The sequence below is a fragment of the Erythrobacter neustonensis genome (assembly GCF_001663175.1).
Classification (GTDB): domain Bacteria; phylum Pseudomonadota; class Alphaproteobacteria; order Sphingomonadales; family Sphingomonadaceae; genus Erythrobacter; species Erythrobacter neustonensis.
In genome coordinates this window covers 990,698-1,015,349 of sequence record NZ_CP016033.1, presented here as the reverse complement: position 1 = coordinate 1,015,349, position 24,652 = coordinate 990,698, and the positions used below count along the sequence as shown (strand labels likewise).

Below are 24,652 nucleotides of genomic sequence, written 5' to 3'. Positions count from 1 at the left end.
CCCTTGGCCCTTGATGTGCCGCAAATCGGCCAAGGGTCAACCTGATGGTTTCAACCTTTGCCTACCGTTCGAGCAGATTGCGCGCCTGGCTGGCGATCTGGGCAAGCATCGCCGCGCCCACGGGGGGACGCGATTGTGCGCGGGTGATCATGCTGCGGAACTGCGCCACCCCGGCGGCGTTGCGCGCCGCCCAGTCGGCCACCGCGCCGCGCGGATCGTCCTTGCCTGCCTTGGTCCGGGTGAGCCGGCGCAGGAATTCGATCCGCATCTGCTGGAAATCGCGCGCCAGCCCCGAAACGAGCAGGCGTTCCCACACGTCCGACGGGCTCATGTGCGCCGCGGTCCCCTGCGCCCAGTCGAGACCCAATGCGGTGCCGATATCGGTAAAGGCGTGGGTCAACACTTGCGGCGCGATTCCGCCGGCCAGCGCGGCCTGCGCCAGCCCCACCGCCCCGTCGAAATCGAACAGGTTGGCGACCTTGGCGGCCAGCGCCTCGGGCGCACCCAGCGCGACGAAGCCATCGCGCAAGGCTTTCGAGCGGGCGCGCGGTTCGGCGGTGAGCAGATCCTCGCGCGCTGCGACCAGCGCGGTGACGCCTTCGGCCAGCTCGCCGATCATCGCACCGGCGGTTACCTTGCCCGCCGCGGTGCGCAGCACGTCGCTCATGAGGTTGCCGATGGCCGCTGCCAGCCGGTCGAACAGCGCAAGGCGTGCAGGCTCGGGAATGTCGGCGTTTTCAAGCTCGCGCCACAGCGGTTCGAGCCCGAACAGCCTTTCGGCCACCACGAAGGCCGCGGCAACTTCGGCAAGGCCCACGCCTTCCTCTTCGGCAAGCTCGAAGGGATGGACCATGCCCAGCCGGTTGACGATCCGGTTCGACAGGCTGGTCGCGATCATCTCGCGCCGCAGCCGGTGATGGCGGATTTCCTCGGCATAGGTCTTGCGCATCGCCGCCGGGAAACGCGCCATCAGCAAGGGCTCGAGCACCGGATCATCGGGCAGATCGCTCGCCTCCAGCGCGGCCTGCAAGGCCAGCTTGGCCGAAGACAAGAGCACCGCCAGTTCGGGCCGGGTCATGCCCTGACCGTCCGCCGCGCGCCGGGTCAGCGTCTCGCCATCGGCGACGCCTTCGGTGCGGCGGTCGAAATCGCCGACTTCCTCGAGCCGTTCGATCAGCCGGACATAGGCGGGTGTCGCCGCCGCGCCGCCGCTTTCGGCGATCGACAGCGCCAGCGCCTGCAGGCGGTTGTCCTCCAGCACCAGTTCGGCGACGTCGTCGGTCATGCTGGCGAGCAGCGTGTTGCGCTTCTTTTCGGACAGCTTGCCGCTGGCGGTGGCAGCGGCCAGCGCGATCTTGATGTTGACCTCGTTGTCCGAACAATCGACGCCGGCCGAATTGTCGATGAAATCGGTGTTGATCCGCCCGCCGTTCATCGAGAACGCGATGCGCCCCGCCTGCGTAACGCCAAGGTTCGCGCCTTCGCCGATCACGCGTGCGCGGATTTCGGTCGCGTCGACGCGCAAGCCGTCATTGGCCGGATCGCCGACCTGGCTGTGGCTTTCCTGCGGCGCCTTTACATAGGTGCCGATCCCGCCGAACCAGAGCAGATCGACCGGCGCCTTGAGGATCGCGGTGATCAGCGCCTCGGGCTCGATTTCCTTGGCCTCGATGCCCAAGGCCTCGCGCGCCTGCTTGGGCAGCTTGATGAGCTTGGCGCTGCGCGGGAACACCCCGCCGCCCTTGGAAATCAGCGCCTTGTCGTAATCGTCCCAGCTCGACCGGGGGAGCGCGAACATCCGCGCGCGTTCCTTCCAGCTGGCCGCCGCATCGGGGGACGGATCGATGAAGATGTGGCGGTGATCGAAGGCGGCGACCAGCTGGATGCTTTTTGACAGCAGCATCCCGTTGCCGAACACGTCGCCCGACATGTCGCCGCAACCTGCCACGCGGACCGGATCGGTCTGCACGTCGATCCCCATTTCGCGGAAATGGCGCTGGACCGAAACCCAGGCGCCGCGCGCGGTGATCCCCATCGCCTTGTGGTCATACCCGTTCGACCCGCCGCTGGCGAAGGCATCGTCGAGCCAGAAGTTGCGCCCCTGCGCGATCCCGTTGGCAATGTCGGAGAAGGTCGCGGTGCCTTTGTCCGCGGCGACCACGAAATAGGGGTCCTCGCCGTCGCGCACGACAACGGCATCGGGATGCACCACGCGGCCATCGACGATGTTGTCGGTGACCGACAGCAGCGTGCGGATGAAGATTTCGTAGGCCGCGCGCCCTTCGGCGGCCCAGCCTTCGCGGTCGAGCGCGGGGTTGGGCAATTGCTTGGGATAGAACCCGCCCTTGGCCCCCGTCGGCACGATCACCGCATTCTTGACCCGCTGCGCCTTCATCAGGCCGAGCACTTCGGTGCGGAAGTCGTCGCGCCGGTCGGACCAGCGCAGGCCCCCGCGCGCGACCGGGCCGGAGCGCAGGTGGATGCCTTCGACCCGGCGCGAATAGACGAAGATCTCGCGCCACGGCAGCGGCTTGGGAAGCCCCGGCACCTGATGCGAATCGAGCTTGAAGGCGAGCGCCTCGGCCGCGGCCGGCGCAAAGGCGTTGGTGCGCAGCACCGCGCCCAGCACCGCGCGGTAAAGCCGAAGCAGGCGGTCGTCGTTGATCGCGGTGACTTTCGCCAACCCGCGGGTGAAGGCGGATTGCGCGGCGGCGACCGCCTCATCGCGCTCACCGGCAAAATCGGGATCGTGGGTCGCCTCGAACAGCGCGATCATCGCCAGCGTCACCTGCGGCGCGGCGGCCAGCGCATCGACCACGGTGTAGATCGTGTAGCTGACCCCGGTCTGGCGCAGGTAGCGATAGACTGCGCGCAGCCAGTTCGCTTCGCGCAGGGCGAGGCCGGCGGCGGGGATCAGGCGGTTGAAGGGATCATCCTCCGCCGCGCCATTCAACACATCAGCGAGCGCGCCTTCGATCAGCGCGGCACGGTCGAGCAGCGTGTCGGCATCGTGGCCCGCGGGCAGCGTCAGGATGAAATCGTGGATCGAGCCGAGAGTGGCATCGGTCAGATAGGTCGGCACCTCGGCAATCACACGGAAGCCGAAATTCTCGAGCGCAGGCACCGCATCGGACAGTGCCAGTGCGCCGCGATGCAGATAGACCTTGAGCCGCAGCGTTTCGCGCCCGTCCCCGGCAAGCCGGAACAGGCGCACCGCGCGCTCCGGGGCCTTGGCAATCTGGCTTTCGCCCTCGGTCAGCGCCAGCGCGCGCAGCTTGGCGATGTCGCGCGCGGCCTCCTCGGGGCCATAGGCAAGCCGGTATCCGGTCGGGAAGGCGGCGGCATAGCGGCTGGCGAGCGTTGCCGCCCGGCCCTCTTCCTCGCTGGTGGCGAGATGGGTCGCGACCGCCTCGTTCCAGCCGCGCAGGAGATCGGCCAGTTGCGCTTCGATCGCGGCATCATCGGGCAGGGCTGCGCAGGCGCGCACGTCGATCAGGAAGCGCAGCAGCGCCAGGTTCGACCCTTCGACCTCGAGGCTCCAGTCGAGCAGCGCGGCGCCGGGCGATTGCAGCAGCATCGCCTGGATCTGCAAGCGGACATCGGTGCTCAACTGGTCGCGCGGTAACCACACGAAGGCAAAGACATGGCGTTCAAGCAGCGAGGGCACGGTGATGACACGGGTGCGCGGACGGTCGATCAGCGCCATCTTCGCGGTCACCAGATGCGCTGCACGGTCGGGCGCAAAGGCGGTCAGCAGATCGTTGGGGAGCGAGGCGAAGGCATGGACCAGCGCCTTGCCGTTGTGGCCGTTCGGATCGAAGCCCAGCTTGTGCGTCAGATCGGCCACCATCGCGCGCAGCACGGGCACTTCGGCGGGGCGCGCATTCATGGCTGCGCTGGTCCACAGCCCGGCATGGATCGACAACGCAGCAATCGTGCCGCCCTCGCGCACCGGGACGATGAACAGGTCGAGCGGGCTGGCGCGGTGAACGCGCGACTGCACGTTCGACTTGATCGCCAGCATCGCCTTGGGCGCGCCGTCCTTTTCTGCGGCATCGAACCATTCGAAGGCGCGTTCGTAGGAAATCTCGGCGAGCAGGTCCTGCGCCGAAGCGCGGCAGATGCCCAGCCGCGCCTCGCTGGTGCCGTCGCGGCGGCGGGTGATGTGCCCAAGCTGGGTCAGCATCCCGTCGCCCAGCCATTCGAGCAGCGCGCCCGCTTCGGCGTCGATCGCGGCGACGGCCCCTGCATCCTCGCGGATCGCGGTCTGCATCGCGGGCCAATCGGCGACCGCAGCGTGGACATCGCCCAGCGCCGCCTCGATCGCCTCGTGCAGTTCGCGCCGCTGGCGGGCGTCGCCGCGCGGGGTTTCGATGTAGATGATCGATTCGCGCTGCGCCGCGCCGTCCTTGCCGATTGCGGTGATTGCACCCGATTCGTCACGGGCAACCTCGACCACCGGATGCAGCATCCGGTCGATGCCGAACCCCTGCGCCGCGATCGCCGCCGCAACCGAATCGACCAGAAACGGCTGATCGTCGTTGATGATGGCGATGCGCAAGTGCCGTTTTTCGCGCGCGGCGGATTCGATCAGGACGATGGGCTCGCCCGGGGCGCGGGTGGCAGCCGCCGCGATCAGCCAGTCGGCAGCGTCATCGAGCGCCGCCTTGTCGGCCGGGGCCTCGCCCGGCAGCAGCGACGCTTCAAGCTGGCTGCGAAGCGCCTTGGTCAGCGCCTGCGCATTGCTGCGCACGCCCTTGGCGGCGACGGTCTTAGACCCCATTTTCGGCTCCTGCTCATCCTGCGGATCCGGCGTGCGGCTGTAATTATATTATGCCGGATTGTTGTTATCGTGTCGGATGGCGATAGGCCTTTCGGTGCGCCTTGTGCAAGTGGGATGATTGCCGAACTAGGCGTCAACCATCGCAGCCTCCGCACCCATCGCCTCCATCGTCAGCGCCAGACTGCGAATGCGCGCTTGCGGATCGTAGGTCGCGCCCGACAACAGGATTTCGTCCGCTCCGGTTCGGGCCACGAATGCGCTGATCTGTTCGCGCACCTGTTCAGGCGTGCCGACCGCGGCGGCCTGTCCGATATGCGCGAGCATCGCTTGCGCAGGCGCGGGCAGCGTGTCCGTGTAATTCGCGATCGGCGGGGGCATGCGTCCCGGCTGCCCGGTACGCAGCCGCACGAAGCTTTGCTGCTGCGAAGAGGCGAGCAGCCGCGCCTCGGCTTCGGTGTCGGCGGCAAAAACGTTCATCGCGACCATTACATGCGGGCGATCGAGCGTGGCCGATGGCTGGAAATCGCGGCGATAGACCGCCAGCGCGGTGTCGAGGTGATCGGGCGCGAAATGCGCGGCAAAGGCATAGGGCAGGCCGAGCTTTGCTGCGAGTTGCGCACCGAACAGGCTCGACCCGAGCATCCACATCTCGACATTGGCACCGCGTCCCGGAGTGGCGGTGATCGGCAGATCGAGATCGCCCGTCAGCAGCGCGCGCAGTTCGATCACGTCCTGCGGGAAATATTCGGCCGCCTGGTTGAGATTCTTGCGCAAGGCCCGCTGCAACTCGGGCCCCGCCCCCGGCGCGCGGCCGAGCCCGAGATCGATCCGGCCGGGGAACAATGCGTCCAGCGTGCCGAACTGTTCGGCGATCTGGAACGGGGTGTGGTTGGGCAGCATGATCCCGCCCGATCCGATCCGGATCCGGCTGGTCGCATTCCGATATGCGCTAGCACCACCGAGGTCGCGCCGCCGGCAATTCCGTCCATCGCGTGGTGTTCGGCCACCCAGAAGCGGTCGCAGCCCAGGTCTTCCGCCGCGCGGGCAAGCGCGGTGGTGGCGGCAAAGGCTTCGGCCAGCGTGCCGCCTTCGCGCACGGGCACCAGATCGAGAACGGAAAAACGGGTCATGGCGGCGGTGTCTCCTCGGGCGTCGGCACCGCAATGTCGGGAGCCGGGGCGAGCTGCGCAAGGTATCCGGTGGCGGTCGCGGCCTCAGGCGTGCCGGGCGCAAGGTCGATCACCGACTGCCAGCTTGCGCGCGCCGCCGCATCGCGCCCGGTCAGCACCGCGATCACGCCCGCTTCAAGCCCGACAGCGGGGTTCGACGGCGCCAGCGTTGCCGCGCGCTCGATCGCGGTCTGCGCTTCGGGCAGGCGCTCCAGCCGGCGCAGCAGCGTGGCTTTCAGCAACCAGCCTTCGGCGCGGTCGGGAACAAGCGTGGTGGCGTTGTCCAACGCGGCGAGCGCCTGATCGGTGCGGCCCAGTGTCACCAGCGCGCGCGCGCGGTCGGTCGCGGCGATCGCTTCGAGCAGCGAAGCCCGTGCGGCGCGGGCATCGGCCTCGGCTTCGATCAGCAGGCGTTCGGCACCCGCCGCATCGCCGCCCGCCAGCGCGGCATTGCCGGCCAGTGCGCCAAAGCGCGCGCGAGTGCGCGATTCGGCTGCCGGGGTTTCGGCGCGCGCTGCGGCAAAGGCGGTGCGCGCATCGTCCCACAGGCCCAGTTCGGAGGCTGCCGTGCCGAGGCAGTGGTTGGCGAGCACGCGGTCGGTGCCGGTGCTCTCGGCGCGGCGGATCTGCGCCATGGCGTGGGCGCGCGCAGGGTCTTCCTCCAGCTGCGACAGGCACCCCTGCAACCACGCGCTGGTGGCATTGAGCGGGGCTTCGGCGGCAACATCGGCGGCACTCGGCGGCGGCGCTGCGGCATCGGCGCGCGGCGGGCGGTCGCGCACCAGATCGTCGTTGGGCATCGCGCCGCCCAAGGGATTGGGGCCGACCTGAAGGGCAAGGGCAAGCAGAAGGGACAAGGGCGCTATCCGTAGAATTCGGCCACGATGGCCTTGAGAAGGGCAATGTCGCTTTCCCGCGACAGGCGGTGATCGCCGTCTTCTACCAGCGTGACCTGAACATCGTCCGACCGCAGCATCGCGGCAAGCCTTTGGGAAATCTCCCACGGCACATCGGCATCCTGTTTGCCGTGGATCAGCCGCACCGGGCAGGACAGGTCGATCGCGGCCTCCAGCCGCACGTGGCATTCGGCATCGGCAAAGAACTTCGCATGAGTAGGGGTGGGTTCGGGGCCATAGGGATTGGCTTCGAACACCGTCTCGCCCGCAGCCAGCATCGCGCGCTGGTCATCGCTGTAGCCCCAGCGGGTGAAATCGGGCGCGGCGGCGATCCCGATCATGCCTGCGAGGCGGTGCTTGAGATGTTCGGCCACCAGCAGCATCAGCCACCCGCCCATCGACGAGCCGACCAGCAGCACCGGCCCGGTGACATAGCTGTCGACCAGCGCCAGCACCTCGTCGCGCCAGACCGACAGCATCCCGTCGGCAAAATCGCCGTCCGACTGCCCGCAGCCCGAATAATCGAGGAGCAGGCAGGCGCGCCCCTTGGCTTTCGCCTCATCGAACAGCGCGGTCGCCTTGCTGCCGCTCATGTCGGACATGTAACCGGGCAGGAAGACGAAGCACGGCCCCGTCCCGTCGGTGTAACGGAAGGCGACGCGCGGCCCCTGGTAGAGCGTGTGGTGCATGATCGTGGTCATGCGCCGACCATGCCTTGCGCAAGGGCGAAAGGGCAAGCATTGTGCGTGGCCTTCGCGACTGTCACAGCAGCGCAACCGGAGAGAGACAAGGGACGCCGCCATGACCACCAATGCCTCCGCGGGCCTGCCAGCCGCCACCGCGCTCACCCGGCGCTCGCTGTTCACGCTGGCAGGTGCGGGCGCGGCCTTGGCGACGGTCCCGGCGCGGGCGACCGGGTTCGGCAACGGCTTCACGCATTGCGTTGCCAGCGGCGAGCCTGCGGCGACCTCGGTGCTGCTGTGGACCCGCTATGTCGGCACTGCCGAAACCGTGCTGACCTGGCAGGTGAGCGAGAGCGAGGATTTCGCCCGCCCCGTCGCCGAAGGCAGCGTCACCGCCGCCCCGTCGCGCGACTGGTGCGCCAAGGGCATCGCGACCGGATTGTCGCCCGACCGCTGGTATTTCTACCGCTTCCTTGCCCCTGATGGCACGCCCTCGCCAACGGGGCGCACGCGCACGCTGCCGCAGGGCCCCTCTGCTGGGTTCAAGATGGCGGTGTTTTCCTGCGCGAACCTCGGGTTCGGCTGGTTCAACGCCTATGCCCACGCGGCAGCGGCGAACGACTGCGATCTGGCGGTGCATCTGGGCGATTACATCTACGAATATGGCGCTGGCACCTATCCCAGCGGCGGACAGGCGCATCCCGACCGCCCGGTCGCGCCGGCAAGCGAGATCGTCGCGCTCGCCGATTACCGGCTGCGCTATGCCACCTACCGCGCCGATCCCGATCTGCAGCGGCTGCATCAGGTGCTTCCGATGATCACCGTGTGGGACGATCACGAAACCGCGAACGATTCGTGGAAGGGCGGCGCGCAGAACCACCAGCCCGCCACCGAAGGCAGCTGGGATGCGCGCAAGGCGGCCGCGACACAGGCTTACCGCGAATGGCTACCGGTCGCCGACACGCCCTATTCGGCCTATCAGGTCGGCGATCTGGCGACCCTGTTCCGGCTCGACACCCGGCTCGAAGGGCGCGAGGAGCAATTCAGTCTCGAAAAGATGATGGCCGGCAAGACCGATCCCGAAGCGCTGACGGCGACGCTTTCGGCCTTCCGTGACGGGGACTGGGCCGGTGCGGACCGGCAGATGCTGGGCGCGACGCAGGAAGCCTGGTTGAGCGAGGCGCTGGCCGCATCGACGCGCGCGGGCACGCATTGGCAGGTGCTGCTGCAAGGCGTGCTGATGGGCAATCTCAAGACACCCAAGGACCTGATGCGGCAGGCGGGCAGCGGATTGCCCGAATTCATCCGCACCCGGCTTGAAGCCGCCGCCGCCGCAAGCGAAGCGGGGTTGCCGTCGAACATGGACGCATGGGACGGCTACCCCGCCGCGCGCACCCGGTTGTTCAAGGCCGCGCTGAACGCCGATGCCAACCTCGTCGTGCTGGCGGGCGACACGCACAATGCCTGGGCCTTCGATCTGGCGCATGACGGCACGCCGGTGGGCGTCGAATTCGGCGGCAATTCAGTGAGCTCGCCGGGCTATGAAAGCTATCTGACCTTCATCAAGCCCGACACGCTGGCATCCTCGCTGGTGGCCGAAAACCCGCAGCTCAAATGGGCCGAAACCTCGCAGCGCGGTTACATGATGGTCGCGCTGACCCCGGCAAGCACGGTGACCGAATACCGCTTCACCGGGGGGATGCGGCAGCGTTCGGCGCAGCTTGCCGGAAGCAAGCGGATCACGACCGCGAAAGGATCGCGTCAGCTGGTCGTCTGATCGCGGCTGAAGATCGCTTCGATCGGCAGCGCGAACAGATCGGCGATGGTGAAGGCGAGCGGGAGCGAGGGGTCATACCGCCCGGTCTCGATCGCGTTGACGCTTTGCCGCGACACGCCGAGCCGGTCGGCCAGATCCTGCTGGCTCCAGCCCCGCTCGGCGCGCAGCACCTTCAGGCGGTTGTTCACGGACAGCCTCCGGTATCATCGCCGCCGAAGGCAAAGCGGTTGACCAACTGGCCGACGAACAGCCCGGCGCACCAGATCGGGAAGACATAGAACACCGGCAGGCGCGGCAGGCTGTCCGAATAAAGCTCGAGCAGCCCCCAGACGCTGGTGATTGCCAGCGTCACCCCGGTCGCGACGATGATCTTGCGCACTTCGAGCATCCGCAGATATTCGTCCGGAAGCTCGGCGACGAAGCGCCCGATCGCGCCGATCGCCGCGAGCATCGCCGCACCGGGGATCAGTGCCAGACCGATTCCCAGCAGGCCAAGCGGGGCGCCGGGGTCGATCACCATGCTCGCCAGCACGATCCCTGCGACATAGACCGCGGCGATCAGCAGCATGCGCCGGGTATAGCGCGCGGCAGCAACATTGCGCATCGGCTTCAGGCCCGGCGTAGAGTGCAGGCTGCGCGGCGACCGGCGACGAACGGCACAACCGCGAGCGGGGCGAACTGCGCAACCTGCGCGGGCACCACGTCGAACACCGCAAGCAGCGCAACGGCGAAAATCACGGCGGAAAGGCAGAGTGCCTGTTGAATGGCGGTCATGGAAAGCTCCTTTTGCTTATTGGCAAGGACCCTTTACACACCTGCCGATCACCGTGTCAAGCAGGCTTTCCATCACTGTCTTCACTTTCGCGTGACTCGCAGCCATACGCCGCCTATGGCTTGCGCCATGGCCATGCTGCTTGCCACCCTCACGACAACCACCACCACCCGGACTACCATCCGGGGGCGGCGGCGTTCGGGCTGAGGCCAGCGCCCCGCCCCCCGGATCGGGGCGGCGCGGTGTCCTTCCCGGTTCGGCTTTCGCACAACACCGCTCTTCCGGTGCCTTGCCCTTTGTGGCAGGGCGGGCCGCAAACCAGACGGACCTGCGATTATCATGACCGAATTGCTCAAGATCAGCCTGCCCGATGGCTCGGTGCGCGAAGTGCCTCGCGGCAGCACCCCCGCCGATATCGCCGCCGCGATCGGCCCCGGCCTTGCGAAAGCCGCGATCGCCGCGCGCGTCGACGGGGAGCTGCGCGACCTCACCCGCCCCTTCGATGGCGATGCGAGCCTCGCGCTGGTCACCAGCCGCGACGAAGCCGATGCGCTCGAACTCGCCCGCCACGACTACGCGCACATCCTGGCCGAAGCGGTACAATCGCTGTTCCCCGGGACCCAGATCACCTTCGGCCCGGCGACCGACGACGGCTTCTATTACGACGTGAAAGCCCCCGAGAATCGCGAGCCGTTCTCGATGGACGATCTTCCCGCGATCGAGGAGGAAATGCGCCGTCTGATCCGCGCGGACAAGCCGCTGCGCCGCGAGGTGTGGAGCCGCGAAGACCTGATCGCCAAATGGGCGGGTGAGGGCGAAACCTTCAAGGCCGAGTGGGCGAAAGAACTGCCCGAGGGCGAGGAACTGACGGTCTACTGGTCGGGCAACGACTGGCTCGACATGTGCCGCGGGCCGCACCTGCCCTCGACCGGCAAGCTCGATCCCGATGCCTTCAAGCTGATGCGCGTCGCCGGGGCCTATTGGCGCGGCGACCAGAACAATGCGCAGCTCACCCGCATCTACGGCACTGGCTGGCTCAACAAGAAGCAGCTCAACGCGCACCTTACGCGGCTGGAGGAAGCGGCCAAGCGCGACCACCGCAAGCTGGGGCGCGAAATGGACCTGTTCCACCTGCAGGAAGAGGCGCACGGCAGCGTCTTCTGGCACCCCAAGGGCTATCGCATCTGGCGCGAGCTTGAAAGCTACATGCGCCGCAAGATGGACGGCGGCGGCTACCGCGAGATCAAGACCCCGCAGCTGATGGACGTGCGCCAGTGGACGCAATCCGGCCACTGGGGGAAGTATGCGCAGAACATGTTCGCCGTCCCCGACATCGTGCCGGACGTCGATGAAGAATCAGGCGTCGCCTCCCCCAAGGTGGCTGACGATGCCGCGTGGATGGCGATCAAGCCGATGAACTGCCCCGCGCACGTGATGGTCTTCAAGCAGGGGATCACCTCCTACCGCGACCTCCCCATTCGCCTCGGCGAAATGGGCTGCTGCCACCGCAACGAACCCCACGGCGCGCTCCACGGACTGATGCGCGTGCGCCAGTTCACGCAGGACGATGCGCATATCTTCTGCACCGAAAGCCAGGTCGTCGCCGAAGTGCAGGCGTTCATCGCGCTCGCGGACAGCGTCTATCGCGACTTCGGCTTTACCTATGACATCAAGCTCGCGCTGCGCCCCGAAAAGCGCTTCGGCAGCGAGGCGGATTGGGACAAGGCCGAGCAGGAATTGCGCGATGCGCTCACCGCCAACGGCCTCGAATGGGAGGAACTCCCCGGCGAGGGCGCCTTCTACGCCCCCAAGCTCGAATGGCACCTCACCGACGCGATCGGGCGGACGTGGCAGGTCGGCACGATCCAGTCCGACCGCGTGTTGCCCGAGCGGCTCGATGCCAATTACATCGGCGAGGACGGCGAAAAGCACCGCCCGGTGATGCTCCACCGCGCAATCTTCGGTTCCTACGAACGCTTCATCGGCATCCTGATCGAACACTTCGCCGGCAAGCTGCCGACGTGGCTCGCCCCGGTGCAGGCTGTGGTCGCCACCATCGTTTCGGATGCCGACGGCTATGCCCACGACGTCGAAGCCCAACTGAAGGCGGCGGGCATCCGCGTCGAGACCGACACCCGCAACGAGAAGATCAACTACAAGGTGCGCGAGCACAGCCTTGCCAAGGTTCCGCACCTCTTGGTGGTGGGCAAGCGCGAGGCCGAGGAAGGCACCGTCGCGGTCCGCACCTTGGGCGCGGAACATCAGAAGGTGATGTCGCTTGATGAAGCGATCGCGTTGCTCAAGCGCGAAGGCACCCCGCCCGACCTGATCACGGAGAATGCCCAGTGAAGAACGCTCTCATATTGCTGGCCACGACTGCGCTGCTGGCCGCCTGCAACGCCGAACCCGCCAAGGATGAAACCGCTGCGGTCGATCACGCCGCGATGGGCCACGACATGGGCGCAATGGCCTCGCCGGCGGGCGACCTCACCGAAGCGCAGGCAGCCTACAAGGCAGTGAACGACAAAATGCACGCCGACATGATGGACATTCCCGCCGATGCCGATCTGGCCTTCATGCAAGGCATGCTCGCGCACCACAAAGGCGCGGTCGCAATGTCCGAAGTCGCGCTGAAATACGCCAAGGACGCGCAGGCGCGCGATCTCGCAACGCGGGTGATCGCGGCGCAGAAGGCCGAAATCGAAGAGATGGAAACCTGGCTGAAGGCACGCGGCGCACAGTAACCCGCCCGTGCTGATCGCAGGCTTCACGCTGGCGCAGATCGCCTTTGCGCTGGCGGCGGCGCTCGGCTCGGCCTTTGTGCGCGGGCTGACCGGGTTCGGGATGGCGATCCTGATGGTCCCCGTGCTCGCGCTGGCGTTGCCCCCGGTCGAGGCGGTGCTTTTGACCAATGCGCTTGCGCTCATGCTGGGCGCGACCGAGATCCGCAGCCTTGTGCGCGATGCCGAAAGGAGCGCGTGGGTGATCGGCGCGCTGGTGGTGCTGGCGACGCCTCTCGGGCTCTATGTCTTGTCGATCACCGACAGGAACACCGCGCGGGCGGTGATCGCGCTGATCGCATTGTCCGCCTTTGCCGCGATTTTGTTGCCCAAGCGCGGCGCAGGAATGCCGGGCCGGCTGACGACGGGCGCGGTGGGCGTGGTAAGCGGACTGCTGACCGGTTACGCCGGAATGCCCGGGCCCCCGGTGGTGCCCTATTATGCGGGACGCGACCTGCCGCGAGCCACGATCAAGGCATCGATGCAGCTGATCTTCACGATTGCTGCCAGCGCCGGGCTAGCGAGCGCGTTGTGGCTGGGCATCCTGCGCTGGGAACTGCTGCTGTTTGCACTGGCGATGCTGCCGATGATCATCGCGGGCAACCGGCTGGGCGCGCGCGTATCGGGCCGGGTGAGCGATCCGGTGTGGCGCGTGTTCGTTGCGCTGGTGCTGGGCGGCGCGGCGGCCGCGGCGCTCGCGCGGCTGGTCTAGACGGGCGCGATCAGAAGGGCAGGGCTTGTCCTGCAAAGATCAGCGCCGCTCCGCAGCCGAGCACGATCGCACGGCGCGCCAGATCGAGCGAATCGATGCGGGCCAGATCGGCTAGCGGCAGGGCAAGAGCAAGGGCGCGGGTCATGGCGATGCTTGTCCTCCCAATTCCCTAACGAAGCGTTAAAGCGCCGAGGGCATCTGCTGGCTGGCACAGTGGAAGCCCCCGCCGCCCGCCAGCACCGCTTCGCCCGGCAGGCCGACGCAATCACGGTCGGGGAACAGCGCAGCAATCGCGGCGATGCCATCGGCATCGTGCGGGCTGCCGAAGGTCGGCACCACCACCAGATGGCTGGTGATCGCGAAGTTGACGTAGCTGGCCGGTTCCACCACCCCGTCGCGGGTCATGAGGCCCGGTGAAGGGATCCGCACCACCTCGACACCCGCGGCCACCGCGCGCGCCGCGGCATCGGCATAAATCGCGGCATTGGGATCGTCCGCGCCGGTCGCCTCGGGCACCACCAGCCGGTTAGGGCCGACGAAGCGCGCAAGATTGTCGACATGGCCATCGGTGTGATCGTTGATCAGCCCATCGCCCAGCCACAGCACGCGGGTAAAGCCCAGTTGCGCGGCGAGTTCGGCTTCGATCTCTTCGCGCGACATCGCGGGGTTGCGATTGGGGTTCAAAAGGCATTGCTCGGTCGTCGCGACCAGCCCCGTGCCGTCGCCATCCACCGCCCCGCCTTCGAGGATCATCGGCGTATGCGTGACCGCAAGCCCCGCATCGCGCGCGATTTCGGCACCGATCTCCTGATCGCCTGGCATCAGGTATTTCTCGCCCCAGCCGTTGAAGGCAAAGCGCCGCGCGATCCGCTCGGCCCCGTCATGCACCACCAGCGGGCCGGTATCGCGCAGCCAAACATCGCCATAGACGCGCCGTTCCAGCGTGACCTTGCCGCTGACCAGCGCGCGGGCGCGGGCTTCGTTGGCCTCGTCGCGGACCAGCAGGCGGACTTCCTGCCCGCTTTCGGCAACCGCGCTGGCGAAAGCCGCCATCTGCACCTGCGCAGCCTCAAGCCAGCCGGGCCATTCTTCCGCCAGATGGGGAAAGCCGATCCAGATCCAGTCCTGCGGCGCCCATTCGGGGGGCATCATCATCGTCATCGCGCGTCTCAGCAGCCCTTGGCCGCAGCCTTGCACGAGGCATCGCGCACGCCGCGGAATTCGTCGCCATCGTTCCAGTTGGGCCAGCTCGTGCTCATCGCCAGCGTGCGGCCAAGCCGGTAGTAAAGCTGCAGATCGGTCATCACGCCCGACCAGTCCCAGCTCTCGTTGAACTCGTCCTTGGGGCCGTGATAGCGGTTTTCGGTATAATCGGCCGCCACCGCTTCGCCCGCCGCGCGCCCGCCCGCGATCAGATCCTCGCCGCCTTCGACATAGATCATCGGCACGCCAAGCTTGGCAAAGGCGAAGTGGTCCGAACGGTAGTAATAGCCTGCCTCGGGCTTGGCATCGGGGGTCGCGGTGCGCCCCGCCGCCTTCAGCGCCGAATCGAGGAACGCGTCGAGCTGCGACTTGCCCCCGCCGATCACGGTCACATCGCGTGCGGGGCCGGCGAGCGAGAGCGCGTCCATGTTTACCCCGCCCACGGTCTGCGCGAGCGGATAGACCGGGTTCTGCGCATAATAGGTCGCACCCAGCAGACCCGATTCCTCCGCCGTCACTGCAAGGAACACGAGGCTGCGGCGCGGCGCGCCCGCCTTGGCGTGGGCTTCGGCCAATGCGACGAGCGCGGCGGTGCCAGTCGCATTGTCGATCGCGCCGTTGCAGATATCGTCGCCGTCTGCCGCGGGCGTGCAGCGCCCGAGGTGATCCCAGTGCGCGGTATGCAGCACGTACTCATCGGGCTTCTCGCTGCCCGGCAGGATGCCGATGATGTTGTGCGAGGTGAAGCTGCGCACATCGCTCGCGAACCTGGTCGACAGCTTGAGACCGAGCGGCACGGGCTTGAAACCCTTGGTCCGCGCGGCGCGGGTCAGCGCGTCGAGATCCTGTCCGGCAGCGGCCAGCAACCGGCGCGAGGCATCCTCGGTCAGCCAGCCGTTCATCTGCGTCAGCGGCGGTGCGCCCGCACCGCGGCGGGCATAGGCCTGCGCCCCGGTCCACGAGCTTTCGACCACGTTCCAGCCATAGGCCGCCGGCGCGGTCTGGTGGACGATCAGCGCCCCCGCCGCCCCCTGCCGCGCGGCCTCTTCATACTTATACGTCCAGCGCCCGTAATAGGTCATCGCCTTGCCGTTGAACGGCCCTTCGAGCCCTGCCGATTGCCAATCGGGGTCGTTGACGAGGATCACCACCGTCTTGCCCTTCACATCGAGCCCGGCGTAGTCGTTCCAGCCCTTTTCGGGCGCATTGATGCCGTAGCCGACGAACACCAGTTCGCTGTTCGCCAGCGTGGTCGCCGCATCCTCGCGGTAGGTGACGCCGACCCAGTCCTTGCGGAAATCGAAGCTCAATGGCGCGGTCGCGCCGCTAATGGTCAGCGGGGCGTAATCGCGGCCCGTGATCTCGACCAGCGGGACTTCCTGCACCCACGAATTGCCATTGCCGGGCTTGAGGCCCGCCGCCTTGAAGCGTTCGGTCATCAGCGCGATGGTCTTCTCCTCGCCCACCGTGCCCGGCGCGCGGCCTTCGAAAGCGTCGCTGGAGAGCGTGCGCGTGACATCCTTGATCGTGCGTTCCGAAATCGCGCCCGGTGCGGTGGCGGGAATGTCGAGCGCGGCGCTGGCCGTGCCGGGCGCAGGCGTGGTCTGACAGGCGGCAAGCCCGAACGTGGCGGCAAGCAGCGTTCCGAATGCCAGTGGCCGGATGTTCATGGCGCAATCTCTCCTGTCCCGCGCGATAGGCCGCTGCCATCGCAGAGCCGCGCGCGCTGCGCAAGCACACGCCCGTCAGCCGATGCTTGCAGCCGCCGCGCCGCAAGGCCAGAGAGGCTGCGATGAAGAGAGCCGGCAATATCGACTGGGGGGATGCGCTGCGCCGTGCGCGCGCCCACGCGCCGTTCCTCGCCCGCGCGCTCGACCGGCAGCCCGATCTCGAACTGCTGCTTACCGCAGGCGCGGCCGAGGCGGCGCTGCTGTGGGCGCGCGCGCAGGGCGACCATCCCGATCCCGAGGTCGGCTTGCGGCGCGAACGGCTTGCGCTGGCCGCCGCGCTGGCGGTGGCCGATCTGGCGGGCGCTTTCACCTTGCCCGAGGTGGTGGGCGAACTCACCGACTTTGCCGACCGCGCGCTGGACCGCGCGATCCGCACCGCGATTGCCGAACGCACCGGGACGGACAGCGCCGATGGCATGATCGCGCTCGCGCTGGGCAAGCAGGGCGCGGGCGAGCTGAACTATTCCTCCGACATCGACCCGATCCTGCTGTTCGATCGCGAGCGCCTGCCGCGCCGCCCTTCCGACGATCCGGGCGACGCGGCGCAGCGTTATGCCCGGCGTGTGGTCGCGTTGCTCGCGTCGAACACCGCCGATGGCTATGCCTTGCGGGTCGACCTCAGGCTGCGTCCGGCAAGCGAGGTCAATCCGCTGGCGGTGCCGGTGGGTGCGGCGCTGACGCATTATCAGGGCGCGGCGCTGGCGTGGGAACGCGCCGCCTTCATCCGCGCGCGCGCCGCGGCGGGAGATATTGCCGCCGGCGAGGACTTCCTCACCGCGATCTCGTCCTTCGTGTGGCGCAGCCAGCTCGATTTCGGCGCGATCGAGGAAATCCGCGCGCTCACCATGCGCATCCGCGACAGCCACGAAGGCCCCGCTGCCCCCGGCCCCGGCTTCGATGTAAAACGCGGGCGCGGCGGGATCCGCGAGATCGAATTCTACGCGCAGACGCACCAGCTGATCCACGGCGGGCGCGATGCCTCGCTGCGCGTGCGCGGCACCCGCGCGGCGCTCGATGCGCTCGCCGCGGGCGGGTGGATCGCGTCCGAAAACGCGGTGATCCTCGGCGAAGGCTATGACCGGCTGCGGCAGATCGAGCACCGGTTGCAGATGGTCAACGACCGCCAGACCCACGCGCTGCCCGAAGGCGCCGCGCTCGACAATGTCGCGCGGCTGGACGGGCTGGCGAACGGCGCGGCGCTGGTCGCGGAACTTGCCGAACTGACCGCGCGCACGGGCCGCATCTATGAAGAACTGATCGGTCGCACCGAAACAACGCAGGTCCCCGCCGCGATGCCCGCCAGCGCGCTGGCTGCAAGCCTTGCCCGGTGGGGCTTTGCCGAACCCGACGTGCTGGCCGAAAGGATCGAAAGCTGGCGTGACGGGCGTCATGCCGCGATCCGTTCGCCGCAGGCGGTCGAGGCGTGGGACCGGCTCGCGCCCGCGCTCCTCGAAGCGATCGCCCGGAGCGACGATCCGATGCGCGCGATCACCCGCTGGGAACGCATCATCGAAACCGTGCCGTCGGCGATCACCACCTTCCGCCTGCTTGCCGCGCGGCCCGATCTGACCGAGCGTCTGGTCGCCGCGCTGACGCTCGCGCCGGTGCTGTCGGACGAGCTAGCGAGGAAGCCTGAACTGCTCGACACGCTGGTCGACCGCCACGCGCTCGACCTGCCGGGCGATGTGCCCGCGATCATCGCGCGGATGCAGGGCGCGGCGGTGCGCGACGATTACGAGGCGCTGCTCGATGCGATCCGGATCGTGACGGGCGAGATCCGTTTCGCACTCGGCATCCAGCTGATCGAAGGGCTGGCCGATCCGCTCGCCATCGCCCGCGCATTGTCGCGCACCGCCGAGGCCGCGCTGCAACTCGCGGCGGATGCGACCATCGCCGAGTTCGCCGCCAAGCACGGACGGATCGCGGGGAGCGAACTGCTGATCCTCGGGCTCGGACGGCTCGGCGGCGGGGCGCTGACCCATGCCAGCGATCTCGATATCGTCTACCTCTTCACCGGCGATTTTTCTGCGCAATCCGATGGCCCCCGCCCGCTGGGGGGCACGGTCTATTACAACCGCCTCGCCAGCCGGGTCAGCGCCGCGCTTTCGGTGCCCACCGCGCAGGGCGCGCTCTACGAGGTCGACACGCGGCTGCGCCCGCAAGGCAACCAAGGGCCGATGGCGGTGTCTTGCGAGGCTTTCGGCAAATACCAGCGCGAGGCGGCGTGGACGTGGGAACACATGGCCCTCGCGCGCGCACGCGTGCTCTACGGCTCATCGCCTGCGCGTGCGGCGCTCGACCGGGTGCTGGCCGAAGTGCTCCACGCCCGGCGCGATCAGGATGCCTTGCGCGGCGCGGTGCTGGCGATGCGTGCGGAGATGGCACGGCACAAGCCGCAGGCCGGCCCCGTCGATGCCAAGCTTGCGCGCGGCGGGCTCGTCGATATCGAGTTCCTGGTGCACTACCTCCAGTTGCAGGGCGAGGCCGCGGATGGCCGGCCGCTGGCCGAAGCCGCACCGCAGGCGCTGTCGCCCGATCTGGCCGAGGCGCTGGCGGGACTGACTGCCGCCGGGCTGATCCCGGCAACACTGGCGGCGCCCCATGCGCTGATGAGCCGGATGCTGGTTGCCGGGCGCTTGCTTGCCCCCGATGGCCGCGAACCGCCGCCCAGCGGCGCGCGCGCGCTGGCGCGGGCGTGCGGGCATGAAAGCTACGGCGAATTGCTGGCCGCCTTTGCCGCTGCGCGCGCGGTGGTGGCGGGCGAATGGAAACGAATCCTCGGCACAGACATTCTGGCAGACGAACAGGAGAACCCCGCATGACCGCTTTTCCCGGCGTTGGTGACGCCGTCCCCGACATCGCGCTCGAAACCCCCGAAGGCGGGCGGGTGAAACCGTCCGACTTTGCGGGCGAGAAGCTCGTCATCTTCTTCTACCCCAAGGACGACACCCCCGGCTGCACCACCGAAAACAAGGACTTCTCAGCCCTGAAGGCAGATTTCGCGGCCGCCGGCACCAAGCTGCTCGGCGTGTCGAAGGACCCGGCCAAGAAACACGCCAGGTTCATCGCCAAGCACGATCTGACCGCGCCGCTGGCGAGTGACGCCGAGGAAGGCGGGCTGTCCGATGCGCTCGGCGTGTGGGCCGAAAAGCAGATGTACGGCAAGACCTATATGGGGATGGTCCGCGCGACCTATCTGATCGACGCCGATGGGAAGATCGCGCGCATCTGGGACAAGGTGAAGGTCAAGGGCCACGCCGAAGAGGTGCTCGCCGCGGCGCAGGCGTTGTAAGACGGCTACCATGACCACGCTTGCCCGCGCGATCCGCGCTGCCCTGCTTACCGCCGATCCGCGGCAGAAATGCTTTGCCACCCGCCAAGTCGCGCGCGACTGGCGCAGCGACAAGCTCGCCTTCGTGTTCGATGTGCCGATGCCCGACCAGCCCGCCTGGCCCGATGCACCCGAATTGCTCCCGCCCGCGCAGATGCCCAAGCGGCGCAAGGGCGGGAGCGAGCGCGGGCGGATCGCCTTGTGGCACGCGCTGGCGCATATCGAATTCGTCGCGATCGATCTGGCTCTCGACATGGCGGGCCGCTTTGGCGCCGAAATGGGCGAGGATTTCGTCAGCGACTTTCTGGCGGTCGCCGCGGACGAGGCGATGCATTTTGCGCTGCTGGCGCGCAAACTTGAAAACCTCGGCAGCCATTACGGCGCGCTGCCCGCGCATGCCGGCTTGTGGGAAGCGGCACATGCGACCCGCGGCGATGTCGCGGCGCGGCTGGCGGTGGTGCCGATGGTGCTTGAAGCACGCGGGCTGGACGTAACCCCGGCAACGCTCGAACGGGTCGCGGCGAGCGGCGACGACAACGGCGCGCGAATCCTCAAACGCATTCTTGACGACGAAATCCGCCATGTCGGATTCGGCACCAAACACTTTCTTGCATGCGCTTCATCGCGCGGCTGCGAGCCGGAATCCTATTGGCAGGAACTGGTAAAATCGCACTTTCGCGGTTTTGTTCGGCCCCCATTCAACGACTCGGCGCGTCTTGCAGCCGGTTTGTCGCGCGGATTCTATGCGACGATTGCCTATTAACGATTGGCCCGGATAACCAGTCTCCAGCGAAGGCGCGCAAGAGACGTGCCGGAATATTCCAAGGGCTCAGGCGAAAATCGCCGGGCTGCATTCGGGACCGGGTCGATTATGAACTTTGCCGTGCGTCAGGTTATCAAGCTCGCAGTAACGGGCTGTGCCGCCATCTTTGTTTCCGCCGCTTCGCCAGCATTTGCCAACACCGCCAATTCGGCCAGCACCGCAACCTCGGCCGCCGATGTCACCGCGCCGCTGCGCGATGAAGGCGATGCCGCCGCCAACAGCGACGCACGCTTCAAGTCGCTGTTCGCCAGCTTTGTCGCGATCGAGCGCAATGCGCCTGTCGCCGGCACCGCCGAAGCGCTCCCCGCCTATTCCTCGCCGATCCCGCAGCGCGCCATTTCGGTGCCCTCGCGCATGCCGCTCGAAGGCGCTGCGCTGACCAGCGGTTTCGGAATGCGCACCCACCCCGTGCTCGGCGGTCGCCGCGCGCACGCAGGCATCGATCTTGCCGCACCCACCGGCACCCCGGTATATGCCACCGCCAACGGCGTCGTCGGCCGTGCGGACTGGTTCTCGAGCTACGGTCTGTTCATCAGCCTCAATCACGGCGCATCGACCGAAACGCGCTACGCCCACCTGTCGCGCCTCGCGGTTGCCGCAGGCGACACGGTAAAGAAGGGCGACCTGATCGGCTATGTCGGTTCGACCGGCCGTTCGACCGGCCCGCACCTCCATTATGAAGTCCGCGTCGATGGGGTTGCAGTCAATCCGATTCCGTATATGGTGGAGAGCGAAGCACAGCTGGCCTACGCCCGCGATGCGAAGCTGACCGGCCAAGGCGGCGATTGAGCCCAGGCTGAAAGCCACGAGTTTGCCCGTGCAAACGGGCCGGACATTGGAGAGGGTGTCCGAACATGGGCGGCGGGTTATCCCGCCGCCTTTTTTCTTGCGCCCCGTCCGCGTGACCGTGCCCTGCGCCCCGCCGAACCGCATTTTCGGTAGCACTTCGCATACGCTTTTCGCTTGCGGGCGTTCCCTTCCCCGCTAGATTTTCTCCCGAGAGAGATGTCGGCACGCTGCCTTGGCAGACGATGCCGCTGGGGAGAGAAATCATGGCCATGCATCCGATCGCGCACGCGGCGTCCCGTCCCGATCACCCGGCGGTGATCATGACCGGGTCGGGCAAGCAGATGACCTACGGCGAAATGGATGCCGCGGCGAACCGCTTTGCCCAGCTTTTGCGCGCCCGCGGGATCGGTGCGGGCGATGCCTTTGCGGTGCTGCTCGAAAACCGGATCGAATATTACACGCTGATCTGGGGATCGCAGCGCGCCGGCACGATGCTGGTGCCGATCTCCAGCCGCCTGACCGCGCCCGAGGCGGCCTATATCATCCGCGATGCCGAGGCCCGGCTGCTGATCACCAGCGGCTATTTCACCGGAATGCTGGATGCGATTCGCGCCGAATGCCCCGGCCTCGACGTGCTGGTGATGGATTCGGGCGACGCCGAAGATTTTGCCGCTGCGCTCGGCGCGCAATCGGCAGAACCGATCCCCGATCAGAGCGCGGGGATGGTGATGCTCTATTCCAGCGGCACCACGGGCCGCCCCAAGGGCATCCGCCCCGCGCCGCCCGAAGACCCCGATCCGCAGGCGACCGTGCCGCTGGTCGGGCTCGCGGTCATGGGCGCAGGCATGCCGACCGACGGGTCGATGGTCTATCTCTCGCCCGCCCCGCTGTATCACGCGGCACCGATCGGCTGGTCCTCGGTCGTGCACCGGCTGGGCGGGACGGTAGTGATGATGGAGCGGTTCGATCCCGAAGAGGCGCTCGCCGCGATCGAGAAATACCACGTCACCGACAGCCAGTGGGTGCCGACCCATTTCGTCCGCTTCCTGAAACTCGACCCCGCGATCCGCACGAAATATGATCTTTCCAGCCACCAGCGCGCACTCCACGCCGCCGCGCCCTGCCCTGTCCCGATCAAGCAGGAGATGATCGGCTGGTGGGGCGAGATCGTGAACGAATATTACGCGGGCAGCGAAGGGATCGGGATGACGCTGATCCGCAGCGGCGACTGGCTCACCCACCCCGGCAGCGTCGGCCGTGCGATCTACGGCACGGTGCATGTCTGCGGGCCCGATGGCGCGGAGCTTGGCCCGGACGAGGACGGCTTGATCTATTTCGAGAACGCGCTGCTGCCCACCTATCACAACGATGCCGCCAAGACCGCCGAGGCGATGCACCCCAAGGGCTGGATGACGCTGGGCGATATCGGGCATCTCGACAAGGACGGCTTCCTGTTCCTGACCGACCGCAAGAGCCACATGATCATCAGTGGCGGCGTCAACATCTACCCGCAGGAGATCGAGAACCTGCTCGTCACCCATCCCAAGGTGATGGACGCTGCGGTGATCGGCGCGCCCTGCCCCGACCTTGGTGAGAAGGTGGTCGCGGTGGTGCAGCCGCGCGACATGGCAGATGCCGGGCCGGGGCTTGAGGCGGAACTGCGCGATTTCCTCAGCGCCAGCCTGTCCAAGATCAAGATGCCCAAGCTCTTTGATTTCCGCCCCGATCTCCCGCGTGAGGCGAACGGCAAGCTCTACAAGCGCGAATTGCGCGACGAATTCGCCGCCCGTGCCAAGGAAGCGGCAGAATGACCGCGCCCGCCATGCTTTCGGGCGATCTGGCGCGGCGGGTGATCGATCCGCACGCCTATGCCGAGTGGGACGGGCTGCTCGACACTTTCGATCAGATCCGCGCGGCAACCCCGGTGGCGCGGGTGCAGCCCGATACGCCCGGCCTGTTCGATCCCTTCTGGCTGGTCACACGTTATGACGACGTGATGCGGATTTCGAAGGACAATGCCGCCTTCCTCAACAATCCCAGGCCCGTCGTCTTCAGCTTCAATCAGGCGATCGAATTCAGCCGCGCGGCGACGGGGTCGAACATGCTGGTCGATTCGCTGGTGGTGTTCGACGCGCCGATCCACCCCAAGTACCGCAAGCTGACGCAGGAATGGTTCATGCCGCGCAACCTCGCCAAGCTCGAAGGCGAGCTGCGCACGCTGGCAGCGGCCACGGTCGACCGGATGATCGCGCAGGGGCCAGAGGTGGACTTTGTGAAAGAGGTCTCGGGCCCCTATCCCTTGCGCGTCGTCATGCAGATCCTCGGCGTGCCGCCGGAAGACGAGTTCCGGATGCAGATGCTCACCCAGCAATTGTTCGGCGGACAGGACAAGGATCTGTCCGGCACCGGCATGGATCAGATGACCCCCGAACAGGTCGTCCAGATCGTCGCGGGCGCGGTGAAGACCTTCGAGGATTATTTCGCGGGAATCGCCGAGGACCGCCGCAAGCATCCCACCGATGATGTCGCCAGCGTCATCGCCAACGCGACGGTGGATGGCGAGCCGCTGCCGCCGCGCGACATGGCGGGCTATTACATCATCGTCGCCACCGCCGGGCACGACACCACCAGCGCCAGCACCGCAGGCGCGATGCAGGCGCTGGCGCGCGATCCCGAACAATATGCCCGCGTGCGCGCCGACCGCTCGCTGCTCCCCGGCATTGTCGAGGAAGCGATCCGCTGGACCAGCCCGGTGCAGCACTTCATGCGCACCGCCGCCGAAGACTGCGAGATTGGCGGGCAGAAGATCGCCAAGGGTGACTGGCTGATGATCAACTATGTCGCGGCGAACCACGACCCTGCGCAATTCCCCGATCCGCGCCGCTTCGATGCCGCCCGCTCGCCCAACCGCCACCTTGCGTTCGGCGCGGGCGCGCACCAGTGCCTCGGCCTGCATCTGGCGCGGCTGGAGATGAAGATCCTGTTCGAAGCGATCCTCGACCGGGTCGCGGCGGTGGAACCGGCGGGCGAAGCGGCGCGGGCAAGCAGCACATTTGTCGGCGGATTGAAGACCTTGCCGCTCAAGGTGACGCCGGCCTGAAAAGGCGGGCAAAACCGGCGCGCAGGCGTCCGATTGTGCTAGGGTTTTGCGGGTCTTTGCCTTAGCTTTCGAGGCATGGGATACGCCTTCCTCCTCGTTGCATT

The 24,652-nt window shown here is 67.4% G+C and carries 19 protein-coding genes and 1 pseudogene; 10 read left to right on the top strand and 10 right to left on the bottom strand.

All coding sequences use genetic code 11. The features are described from left to right. Positions 1-61: 61 nt before the first annotated feature. The 4 genes and pseudogenes from A9D12_RS04805 to A9D12_RS04790 all read right to left on the bottom strand — a co-directional run bounded on the left by A9D12_RS04805 (position 62) and on the right by A9D12_RS04790 (position 7,549). Complete coding sequence (locus A9D12_RS04805; protein ID WP_068350289.1) at positions 62-4,783, bottom strand: NAD-glutamate dehydrogenase; 4,722 nt, start codon at positions 4,781-4,783, stop codon at positions 62-64. Positions 4,784-4,909: 126 nt separating this feature from the next. Beyond that, positions 4,910-5,913, bottom strand: a pseudogene (locus A9D12_RS04800) (LLM class flavin-dependent oxidoreductase). Beyond that, positions 5,910-6,809, bottom strand: coding sequence for a tetratricopeptide repeat protein (locus tag A9D12_RS04795; protein ID WP_231889694.1), 900 nt, complete (start codon positions 6,807-6,809; stop codon positions 5,910-5,912). The pseudogene A9D12_RS04800 and the gene A9D12_RS04795 overlap by 4 nt, the downstream one beginning before the upstream one ends. 5 nt (positions 6,810-6,814) lie before the next feature. Then, positions 6,815-7,549 (bottom strand): alpha/beta fold hydrolase, encoded by a 735-nt coding sequence (locus A9D12_RS04790; protein ID WP_068350287.1) that lies wholly within the window; start codon positions 7,547-7,549, stop codon positions 6,815-6,817. A gap of 100 nt (positions 7,550-7,649) precedes the next feature. On the opposite strand from A9D12_RS04790, the gene A9D12_RS04785 reads away from it, so the two are divergent. Continuing rightward, a complete protein-coding gene (locus A9D12_RS04785; protein WP_068350285.1) occupies positions 7,650-9,308 on the top strand; it encodes an alkaline phosphatase D family protein in 1,659 nt (552 codons plus the stop codon). On the opposite strand, the gene A9D12_RS04780 is transcribed toward A9D12_RS04785, so the two are convergent. Genes A9D12_RS04780 through A9D12_RS14630 form a run of 3 tightly spaced genes read right to left on the bottom strand, consistent with a single transcriptional unit; the run spans position 9,293 to position 10,082 of the window. Next, positions 9,293-9,496: a helix-turn-helix transcriptional regulator gene (locus tag A9D12_RS04780; protein WP_068350283.1), complete on the bottom strand. Its 204-nt coding sequence runs from the start codon at positions 9,494-9,496 to the stop codon at positions 9,293-9,295. The two genes, A9D12_RS04785 and A9D12_RS04780, sit on opposite strands and share 16 nt — an antisense overlap. Next, complete coding sequence (locus tag A9D12_RS04775; protein ID WP_068350281.1) at positions 9,493-9,912, bottom strand: hypothetical protein; 420 nt, start codon at positions 9,910-9,912, stop codon at positions 9,493-9,495. Before A9D12_RS04775 ends, A9D12_RS04780 begins: the two co-directional genes overlap by 4 nt. Before the next feature lie 5 nt (positions 9,913-9,917). Next, entirely contained in the window at positions 9,918-10,082 is a 165-nt protein-coding gene (locus A9D12_RS14630) for a hypothetical protein (protein WP_156522797.1), read from the bottom strand. Between the two features lie 337 nt (positions 10,083-10,419). Here A9D12_RS14630 and thrS point away from each other — a divergent pair, with 337 nt between their 5' ends. From thrS to A9D12_RS04760, 3 genes are read left to right on the top strand one after another with little or no spacing between them, the layout of a single operon-like run. Continuing rightward, positions 10,420-12,429, top strand: a complete 2,010-nt coding sequence (gene thrS / locus A9D12_RS04770; protein WP_068350280.1) for a threonine--tRNA ligase — start codon at positions 10,420-10,422, stop codon at positions 12,427-12,429. Then, positions 12,426-12,824 (top strand): CopM family metallochaperone, encoded by a 399-nt coding sequence (copM, locus tag A9D12_RS04765; RefSeq protein ID WP_068350278.1) that lies wholly within the window; start codon positions 12,426-12,428, stop codon positions 12,822-12,824. The genes thrS and copM overlap by 4 nt, the downstream gene beginning before the upstream one ends. Positions 12,825-12,831: 7 nt before the next feature. Beyond that, positions 12,832-13,572 (top strand): sulfite exporter TauE/SafE family protein, encoded by a 741-nt coding sequence (locus tag A9D12_RS04760; RefSeq protein WP_068350276.1) that lies wholly within the window; start codon positions 12,832-12,834, stop codon positions 13,570-13,572. A gap of 10 nt (positions 13,573-13,582) precedes the next feature. Here the strand turns inward: A9D12_RS04760 and A9D12_RS15090 are convergent, their stop codons facing one another. The 3 genes from A9D12_RS15090 to A9D12_RS04750 are packed head-to-tail and all read right to left on the bottom strand — an operon-like array spanning position 13,583 to position 16,445. After that, positions 13,583-13,717, bottom strand: a complete 135-nt coding sequence (locus A9D12_RS15090; RefSeq protein WP_257737051.1) for a hypothetical protein — start codon at positions 13,715-13,717, stop codon at positions 13,583-13,585. 35 nt (positions 13,718-13,752) lie between these two features. Beyond that, positions 13,753-14,733: an agmatine deiminase family protein gene (locus A9D12_RS04755; protein WP_082925615.1), complete on the bottom strand. Its 981-nt coding sequence runs from the start codon at positions 14,731-14,733 to the stop codon at positions 13,753-13,755. A gap of 8 nt (positions 14,734-14,741) precedes the next feature. After that, positions 14,742-16,445, bottom strand: a complete 1,704-nt coding sequence (locus A9D12_RS04750; RefSeq protein ID WP_068350272.1) for a M28 family metallopeptidase — start codon at positions 16,443-16,445, stop codon at positions 14,742-14,744. A 122-nt stretch (positions 16,446-16,567) separates the two neighbouring features. On the opposite strand from A9D12_RS04750, the gene glnE reads away from it, so the two are divergent. From glnE to A9D12_RS04720, 6 genes are all read left to right on the top strand, one after another. Continuing rightward, positions 16,568-19,327: a bifunctional [glutamate--ammonia ligase]-adenylyl-L-tyrosine phosphorylase/[glutamate--ammonia-ligase] adenylyltransferase gene (gene glnE, locus A9D12_RS04745; RefSeq protein ID WP_068350270.1), complete on the top strand. Its 2,760-nt coding sequence runs from the start codon at positions 16,568-16,570 to the stop codon at positions 19,325-19,327. After that, positions 19,324-19,797, top strand: coding sequence for a peroxiredoxin (locus A9D12_RS04740; RefSeq protein ID WP_068350268.1), 474 nt, complete (start codon positions 19,324-19,326; stop codon positions 19,795-19,797). Before glnE ends, A9D12_RS04740 begins: the two co-directional genes overlap by 4 nt. Positions 19,798-19,807: 10 nt before the next feature. After that, on the top strand, positions 19,808-20,599 hold the full coding sequence (locus tag A9D12_RS04735) for a ferritin-like domain-containing protein (RefSeq protein WP_068350266.1): 792 nt from the start codon (positions 19,808-19,810) through the stop codon (positions 20,597-20,599). Positions 20,600-20,707: 108 nt separating this feature from the next. After that, positions 20,708-21,448, top strand: coding sequence for a M23 family metallopeptidase (locus tag A9D12_RS04730; protein ID WP_068350264.1), 741 nt, complete (start codon positions 20,708-20,710; stop codon positions 21,446-21,448). Positions 21,449-21,717: 269 nt separating this feature from the next. Beyond that, positions 21,718-23,259, top strand: a complete 1,542-nt coding sequence (locus A9D12_RS04725; RefSeq protein WP_197489911.1) for an acyl-CoA synthetase — start codon at positions 21,718-21,720, stop codon at positions 23,257-23,259. Continuing rightward, complete coding sequence (locus A9D12_RS04720) at positions 23,256-24,548, top strand: cytochrome P450 (protein WP_068350260.1); 1,293 nt, start codon at positions 23,256-23,258, stop codon at positions 24,546-24,548. Before A9D12_RS04725 ends, A9D12_RS04720 begins: the two co-directional genes overlap by 4 nt. The last annotated feature ends 104 nt before the right edge of the window (positions 24,549-24,652 follow it).